Origin of the sequence: Prescottella subtropica (assembly GCF_005434945.1) — a bacterium.
Classification (GTDB): Bacteria; Actinomycetota; Actinomycetes; order Mycobacteriales; family Mycobacteriaceae; genus Prescottella; species Prescottella subtropica.
Window position 1 is genome coordinate 1 of sequence record NZ_SKCH01000047.1, and the last position, 7,943, is coordinate 7,943.

General features: G+C 65.3%; 9 protein-coding genes and 1 pseudogene. 1 reads left to right on the forward strand and 9 read right to left on the reverse strand.

The window, feature by feature from the left end; translation table 11 throughout:
* Nucleotides 1-425 precede the first annotated feature (425 nt).
* Nucleotides 426-653: a hypothetical protein gene (locus tag E0497_RS20100; protein WP_137726570.1), complete on the forward strand. Its 228-nt coding sequence runs from the start codon at nt 426-428 to the stop codon at nt 651-653.
* Between the two features lie 288 nt (nt 654-941).
* On the opposite strand, the gene E0497_RS20510 is transcribed toward E0497_RS20100, so the two are convergent.
* The 9 genes and pseudogenes from E0497_RS20510 to E0497_RS20135 all read right to left on the reverse strand — a co-directional run bounded on the left by E0497_RS20510 (nt 942) and on the right by E0497_RS20135 (nt 7,720).
* A complete protein-coding gene (locus tag E0497_RS20510) occupies nt 942-1,085 on the reverse strand; it encodes a hypothetical protein (RefSeq protein ID WP_161987474.1) in 144 nt (47 codons plus the stop codon).
* Nucleotides 1,086-1,321: 236 nt separating this feature from the next.
* Nucleotides 1,322-1,717, reverse strand: a complete 396-nt coding sequence (locus tag E0497_RS20105; RefSeq protein WP_137726571.1) for a hypothetical protein — start codon at nt 1,715-1,717, stop codon at nt 1,322-1,324.
* 133 nt (nt 1,718-1,850) lie between these two features.
* A complete protein-coding gene (locus tag E0497_RS20110; RefSeq protein WP_137726572.1) occupies nt 1,851-2,888 on the reverse strand; it encodes a hypothetical protein in 1,038 nt (345 codons plus the stop codon).
* Nucleotides 2,889-3,262: 374 nt separating this feature from the next.
* On the reverse strand, nt 3,263-3,709 hold the full coding sequence (locus tag E0497_RS20115) for a hypothetical protein (protein WP_137726573.1): 447 nt from the start codon (nt 3,707-3,709) through the stop codon (nt 3,263-3,265).
* A 153-nt stretch (nt 3,710-3,862) separates the two neighbouring features.
* Entirely contained in the window at nt 3,863-4,012 is a 150-nt protein-coding gene (locus E0497_RS20515; RefSeq protein ID WP_161987475.1) for a hypothetical protein, read from the reverse strand.
* A gap of 84 nt (nt 4,013-4,096) precedes the next feature.
* Nucleotides 4,097-5,166: pseudogene (locus E0497_RS20120) on the reverse strand (IS1634 family transposase); the annotation flags it as partial.
* 98 nt (nt 5,167-5,264) lie between these two features.
* Nucleotides 5,265-5,786, reverse strand: coding sequence for an ISAs1 family transposase (locus E0497_RS20125; RefSeq protein WP_241665996.1), 522 nt, complete (start codon nt 5,784-5,786; stop codon nt 5,265-5,267).
* 334 nt (nt 5,787-6,120) lie between these two features.
* A complete protein-coding gene (locus E0497_RS20130) occupies nt 6,121-7,071 on the reverse strand; it encodes a hypothetical protein (RefSeq protein ID WP_137726574.1) in 951 nt (316 codons plus the stop codon).
* Between the two features lie 103 nt (nt 7,072-7,174).
* Nucleotides 7,175-7,720 (reverse strand): antirestriction protein ArdA, encoded by a 546-nt coding sequence (locus tag E0497_RS20135; RefSeq protein WP_206663665.1) that lies wholly within the window; start codon nt 7,718-7,720, stop codon nt 7,175-7,177.
* Between the last annotated feature and the right edge of the window lie 223 nt (nt 7,721-7,943).

Genomic DNA, 7,943 nt, shown 5'->3' on the forward strand with positions numbered 1-7,943 from the left:
ACCCTGCCCGATCACCCCACCGGTGCGGGGCCAGACGTTCGGGGGCGAGCAGCCTGGTCAGGCTCTGGACCAGCACGGTGGAACGGTTGGGTGTCTCACTCCGGGAGTTCGATGGAAGTCGTGTACGGTCCTCCGCGAAGACCTCGGATCGGCCTCTGCACCTCGCAGTGCATGTCACCGGGGTTTTGATCATTTCAGGTACAGATCAGGGGGCAAGTCCCAACCGCCTGGTAGCGGCGTCAGAAGAGCCGTGAGTCAGACCCGTCCCACGGGATCATCCTGACCCGCAAGGCGGAAGCCGTCACATCCTTCAAGAAGTCAGACCCACCGGCCTGCCAGCCAATAGTGAAGAGCCCGGAAACGTCAGGATGTGCCAACTGACTATCCGGGACGGCATCAGCCCCTGGTCCCGTAACATCAGCGAGATGTACGGCTGGCTCGATGGCGGTGCGGCCCGTGTCGGGCACTTCCAGTTCTTCGGCCCGAACGGATGGCAGTACAGCGGAGTGAACCGCACCTGGGGCCCAGGAGAGAAAGACCAGTGGACAGGACTGGCCACCGGAAACGCAGGCGATCTCTGGTGCGCCAGATTCTGGGAAGGCAGCAACGGCAACTGGATCGACATCACCGGACCGATCTGCGTCACCGGCTAGTCCGGAACACCACCTGGCCGTATCGAGTACGGCCATCGAGTGAAATTCCGCAAGACCCTGCCCCGGACAACAACGTTCGGGGCAGGGTCTTTTCACACGCATCCGCCGGTCAGCGGGTCGTCACCGCAGATCAGACGTCACCTCCGTGCAGCAGTCCCTATGGGCCAGCAGACCGGTCACAGCGTTCAGGTGGCCGGCCCCGGGCCGGTGTCGGCGTCCGGGGCTGGGATCGGGCAGACTGACGAGCGAGGACCGGCCCGGCGCATACGGGCCGGTCCTCCCTGTAGGTCAGACCGGGACCGCCACCCGGGGCGTGCCATCGATACAGGTCACGGTCTCGGAGTCGATCCGGACCTCAACCGGACCGTCGAACGAACACCGCTCCACATCGACGACCAGGCCGCCGGTCAGCGGATCGATCCAGGCGTTCACGCCGGTCTCCCTCGCCCGAGGCAGAAAGAACCAGACAGTGCCGCCCGGACCGCCGTCGACAGGCCCGCTGGTCCACTTCTGCGGCCTCGATGGCTCGCGTCATTCGATGGATTGCAACCGGGGATGGGCGCGGAGTGCGAATGGTGCACTGCTGTTGATGGCAGAAACCAACGCTGACCTGCCGCCGGAGATCATCCGGTGGCAGGTCAGCGGTTTGTGTGGGGTGGTTTACGGCATCATGTGGACGGGACCACGTTGTCGATACCGCAGGGGCTGTTCTTACTGGTCTGGAAGGTCGCCCGAGGCGTCCCAGACTGGTCGATCACGGTGTACTCGTCGAACGTGTACACGAACTGATAGTCGCCACCTGGACCGCACCGATGACCCGGGTCGGTCGACTCCGGAAGCGCCAGAATGATTCTCTGGACCTCCGCGTCATCAGTGATGACCGATGACGGCGGAACGAGATCGACCTGATCCCTCGAACTCTGATCGTAGTGGCAGCGTCGAAGGGTCACACCCGAGACCGGATCACTCTTGTAGGCGGCCAACCATTGCTTCCCGTACAGCTCATCAGGCTGTTTCGGTTTCGCGGAACAGCCATCCGGATCGACCATCGTCTGCGTCGACACCGGTGCCGTTGATGCCTCACTCGAGGAGGATGCCGTGGACGTGGTGTCCGACGAACAGCCAGCAAGGAGCAATGGAGCAGCAACAACCGCGATAGCCAAGCCGGCCCAGGAGGCAGACCTGGCACGTATCGCCTTAGCTGACCTCAACGGTTTTTCCCATCGTGGAGAAGTCCTTGGTCTGCCCGGTAATCGCGACGTCGAGGACCCGTCGGGTTTCCGGATCGACCGTGACTGTCACATTCCCGCGGGGCATCTCACGGCCCTCTCCGGCGTTCATGGAGCGCGGCACAGTGCCTTCTCCATCGAGCTGCACGACGAGGACCGGGCGATCGTCCTTGATGATGGCGTTCTCAGCGGCCGCGTACTGGGAGCGGGTGGTCTCGGTGATGCGCGACTTTCCGAGGTCTTGCACGTCGAACATTGCCGCAACGTCCTTGACCACGTCCGCCGAGGTGTCTGCGGTCAGGCGAGGCTTGGCCCGATTCGCCTCGACTGCGCTCGCGACGTTCGCCGGTGCGGCCTCCGCTGCGGTGGCATTCGCCGCCAGCGGGACGTTGCACCCCTGCGCCGACCACGCGTTGATCGAGCTGTTGTTGGCCTTCGAGGCGAAGAGGACGTTCTGGCCGCCGCCCTTGTTGTTGAGGTACGGGGGTGCCGGCCACGTGCCGTTACCGGGGTTGTACCGGAAGTTCGCGGCCTGACCCGAGCCGCGGACGTTCGGCGTCGTGCTCTCCATACCGATCTGGCCGCCACCGGCCCATGCACCGACGTCAACCGAGGTGCCGACCGCCTGACCGGCATTCCAGATGGTCCAGTTGTTGGTGTTCGGCACCCAGGTGATGCCGTGGTCGACCCAGACCCCCGTGTAGGAGTCCTTGATGTACCACTCGTGGTAGTTGTTGCCAGCGTTCGGGTCGCGCTGGTCGGCCCAGTAGTGGTTGTCTCCCCAGATCAGGCCAGCATTCAAGGAGTCGAGGTGCCCGACGGTGTACCCGGTCTCGACCCAGGTCGGGGCGGCGTGGTTGTAGTTGGTCTGGGTCGTCATCCAGATTTCGTGGGTTGCCAGCTGGTTCGGCGGGTCCTGGACCCTGAGGCAATCGATTCTCAGATCTGCGGCAAGACCAGCCATCGCCACGGGAGTGCCACTGTTCGGGGCGATCTTGCCGAACAAGTATGCGCCGTAACAGTGGTTGCGGCCTGCACACGCGGCAGTTTGAGCGTTCGCGATCTGCGGTGCGGAGACCCCCAGGCCCAACACCGCCGCGGACGCCAACACGAGCGCGGACAGACGCCTGAACGATCTTCTTGGCTTCATAGTTCGTAACAGTAAAGGGCTACATGCGGCTTCCGTCGGGTTTTCGACACAAAGACTTGATCATGACGGCCTACGAAAAATATTGCCCCGCAGCACAAATCAACAAACTAGCAAGTCGTCCGGTATGTTTACGCCCACCCGACACTCACCGACCGCCGGCACCGTTGTCGTTGTCACCGGCACCGCCGCCGGACTCGCGGTGCTGGCCGGCCGCCGCCAGCCCTCGGTCGTTATAGGGGACGGAACCGGTCCGATGAACGTGGGAGCTGGGCCCGTAGCTCGTCGATGTCCTGCTCGTCCGCCCACATCGTGAACCCGAACGGGTCCGGGCCCTCAAAGAGTTCCACGTCCTCGTCGACGAGGTGATCGACATGCACATCGGCCTCCCGGAACTGCATCGTGCACAGCGCCGGCACGCTCATGTCACCGTTCCGCCAGACGATGACCCCCAGCTTCTTGCCGGTCTCGTCGTCGTAGTACGTCTCCGTGCACTGACCATCCACCCACGGCCCGCCCCCACCGGTGATCACCCGGCCGCCGGCCGCTTTCACCGCGGCCCGCGCCGCCGCCGCCTCCGCAGCGGTGTACCGGTCGTGCCACTCGATGTAATGCCCGAGGAACGTCGCGAACTCGGCAGCCATCTGCTGAACCAGGAATGTGTCATCAGAGAAAGTCACCACCCGAGACTAGGCATCCTGGTATCGGGCGTAGCGGCGTTCCTGTACCCCGGCTCCGGGGGTGCAGGACCGCAAGCATGCTCGGATCGCTATCGGGTCCGGCCGTCCGACGCTGCGTTCCCTCCGGCGGGAGACGCGGGTTGCTCGCCTATCTCAGTTGTCCGGCTCGCCGGGGGCGATGTAGTAGACGCTGTCGGGGTGCTCGTGCCAGTCGATGTCTTCCGGTGACGGGCCCGACCGTTCCGCGGCGTTCGTCCTCTCGATGTCCTCCGCGGTGCCGTTGCGCTCGAAATACTCCTCCACCAACGCACGATGACGATCCGAGATCTCGGTCGGCTCGTCCGCAGCACTTCCGAACCTCAACCCCACCTGAGTTGGCTCATTTCGTTAGTGCGTGAGTCCGGGCCCGGTGATCTTGTCGATGAGGTCGCGGGTGTCGGGGTCGATCTCGGGCGGGAAGGTGTGCCGGGTGCCGTTGATCGCGATGGTCGCCGAACGGAGAGGCCGGAGCCGTTTGACGACGTTGCCGATCGCCAGGCCGCTGCGGTGCTGGACCAGGTAGGACACCGCCAAAGCAGCGAACACGATGGTCAGGTGCGCTTCGATCGCGTCCCGGGTGCGGTGGAAGATCGGCCTGGCTCTCAGGTCGGTTTTCGACATGCTTCAGCGACTGCTCGACATGCCAGAGGTCGTGGTACTTGCCGATCACTTCCTCCGGGTCCATCAGTGTTGCGGGGATGTTGGTGACGTAGCCCTTCAGTCCGACCAGTGACCGGGCCCGCTCGATCGATGCGGTGTCGAGGCTGCGTCCCTTCGCGGTGGTCTTGACGAACCGGGTCGATTTCGGGACTTTGCCGCCGTCGACGACCTCCCGGGCCCGGGTTTCCTGGGCGTTCAATGTCTGGTTGTCGCGGACCGCCCGCTTGCTGCGGTAGTGCCAGACCGCCCGCCACGACTTCGGATGCCCGACCGGATCCCAGACGGGTTCGGTCCGCTTCTTCACGTCGTTGACGGTGCTCTTCGCGTGCCGCGGGGTGACCGTGTCGATGACCTGATCGTCGACGAAAACATCACCGTTCCAATGGAAATGGTTCGCCAGATCGGCCGGCGCCTTCGCGACCCGGGACCCGACGATGAACTTGAGCACGGCGTCGTCGAGATCCTTCAGGTTGCCGGCGGAGAGCATCCCGGCGTCGGCGGCGACGACCATCTCGACGCCGGCGATGTCGTGCCGGTCCTGGAACTGGCGGACGATCTCCGGCGATGGTGTGGGTTTCGGCCTGATTGCCATCGAAACAGCCGATCTCGAGCGGGAACCCGGTCCGGTCGACCAACAACCCGACCACGATCTGCGGGTCGACGCGGCGTTCCTTCGAGTAGCCGACCTTGCGGAGGTCGTCTTCCTTCTCCGCCTCGAAATACAGGGTCGTCACGTCGTAGAGCACCAAGCTCAGACCGCTTGACTTCCCCCACGACAGTCTTCAACTAACGCAGCAGCGGGTGGTTTGAAGCCTCCCCCTGCAGGGCGACTCCGGAGGGCCAGACGAACCTCCATCTACTCGTGCAGCACCACGAAGAGAAGTGACCTCCTACATCGGCACTCCTCCCCGTGTCCGCGACACACGATCTCGTTCGTTTTCGCGCCGACCGCGACCTGCCCGAGCACCACCCCGCTGCTGTGGTCGAGGGCCGCCAACAGGTGCGTCAGATGCCCGGCCGCATCCTTCGCGCCCCGCAGCGTTTTTCCGTCGATCGCGACCACCCGGCGCCCGTCGACCATCCGGGTTCTCAGCCAGGCCCATACGCCGATGACCTGGTCCAACACCGCGGCGTCGATGTGTCCGAGGGTGCGGCGGATCGTCGATTCCGACGGCGGTCGACCCACGATCCCCAACCGGCCCCGGAAGTCGTCCGGGGCGTCGCCGGCCCATTCCGCGACCGCCGTGAACGAGCGGGCGCCTGCACACACCGCGGCCAACGCGACCGCCAGGATCACCGCCAGCCGGTGCCGGACCCCACGCCGCGCTCGTGGATCGGGCACCAGGTCGAGGACCTCGAGGAGCCCGGTGTCCGACACCGAGGCATGCGTGGGAGAAGATAGGACTGCGGGCACGACTCGTTCCTCGGGGTGGGGATTGTGTAGGAACTTGAATCATCACCGAGACGGTCGTGCCCGCCCCAATCCGCGCACCCGATCGTGCGCCATCACACCTGGAAACCGCAGCTCAGCGGGCATCACTCACGACTTTGCCGGGCCCCTGGGGTGTGGTCGGTGCGCTCGTCCTTCACCTGCCGGAGCGGGTGCTTCTACACCATCAACAGCACGCCGATCGCGAGGAAGGGCAAGGCGATCAGTATGAAAGTCTCGTTCATCGGTGGCATTCCTTCGTTGGGGTCGGTGCTGGTCGAGGCTATCGGGTGGGTCCGACAGTCAGTTCTTTCCGGCGGGCCCCGGTGATCGCCGCAGTGACGGGGTCGAGGATGCGCCGGGGTGCGTCGACCAGACCGGCGGTGAGTCGGTGGACGGCCTCCGCAGCGGACTCGCGTTCCTCAGCGGTGGCGGACTCGTCGAGGGCGGTACGCAGCGCACCGGCGGCCCGACGGAGCTTTCTGCGGCTGGCAGGCTCGTAGACGGCCGCGCGGGCGGCGCGGTCGGCCTCGTCCCAGGCTGCACGTAGGTCGGTCGCCGCGACGCGGAACAGTTCGATGCGCTGCTGATCCGCGGGTACGACGTCGAGGTCGAGGGACTGTGCAACCCCCAGAGCGTCGAGGAACGCTGCGGTGCACGGTTCGTTGACGTCCTCGAGCATTGGGCGGTCGAGCCACGCGTAGGGGTCCGAGAGGTAGACGGCGTAGTCGTCGAGGACGCCGGTGTAGACGGCTCGCGCGGTCGCCCAATCTCGTTCACGGCTCTGTCGCTTTTCCCTGCGACCCACGATCCGCCGGTGCACGGAGAACCCCATGAGCACGACCAGCCCGAGTGCACCAAGCACCCCGAGCGCGATCAACAGGATCAGCGGGTCGAACCCGCCGGCGGGATCCCCCGTGGGGTCGACCAGAGGCTTCGGTTCCGGTAGCGGTTCGGGTAGGCCGGCTGAATCAGGAGCATCCGTTGAGGAGTCAGCGCTCTGGGTGCGGGCGAGCTGCCTGAGGGTGACGCCTGCGCCCACAGCGCCGAGGCCGGCGCCGACACCGAGCCCGGCGCTCCTGGCCTGCCCCGCATCCAACACGCGTCCGGCTTGGGTGAACGTGGTGACCACCCCAGCCAGGATCAACACGTACGAGAAGGCGGTGATGAACGGGGCGATAATCGGGGCGATGTCGGTAGTGGAGTCAAGGAGCACGGTGCACATCTCTTCCATGTCGAGGGTGGCGATTTCGGTGTGTCGACCTGGCGGAGTTCAGCCGCACACGGGGTGCGCCCTGGGGCCTCACAGGCGTAGGGGTCGAGTGAGTGGCAGTTCGCTACGAACTGCGGAACACGAACACGCCGCCGCCGGGTGCGCTGACGACGGTGTAGCCGACCTCGAGATCACGGGCGTAGGCGGCATGGTTGAAGTACAGGACGATCTCCGCGGAGACGTCGCGCAGCAGAGAACTCTGCGCGACGTTGTAGCTGAAGTCAGCGAAGCTCGGCCACTGCCCGCAGAAGCGTTCGTCGAACGCGTCCAGATCCGGAACGTCGTCGCTCCCGGTGACGTAGTCACCACTGCGCACCCACGCGTAGAAGGCTTGCCGCCGATCTGCGGGAACCCGTGCGAGAACTCCCCCCTCCCCCCAGGATGCCGCGTGCATCGGCGACATCTCGTCGTCGGTGGGGATGTTGTCGCTGTCCATGCACCACAGCTCTTCGCAGTCGTCGGTGACAGGCGGGCCGCCGCGATGGACGTCGGCGAGACTGACGGTGTCGGCGCCAACGGCGTCGAACCACTCGCCGACCAACGTCCCGGTGTTGTAGTGGAACAGGCACCCGATCCAGACCCGCGGTGTATCTGCGGTAGCGGCAGGCACCGGGGTTCGGGTTCGGGGCGACGAGGTAGCCGGCATCACCCGACTCGAGGGCATGTGCGGCGTTGTACTGCTCGGCCGCAGCCTGTGGCGTCATGCCGCGAGCTCCGGGACTCAACACACCGGCGGCGATCTGGCGTTCAGTCCAGGAACTGATCTCGTCCATCCAGGAACTGGCCTTGTTCATGATGAGGTTTTCTGGCTCTCACCAGGCCGGGGCCAGGGC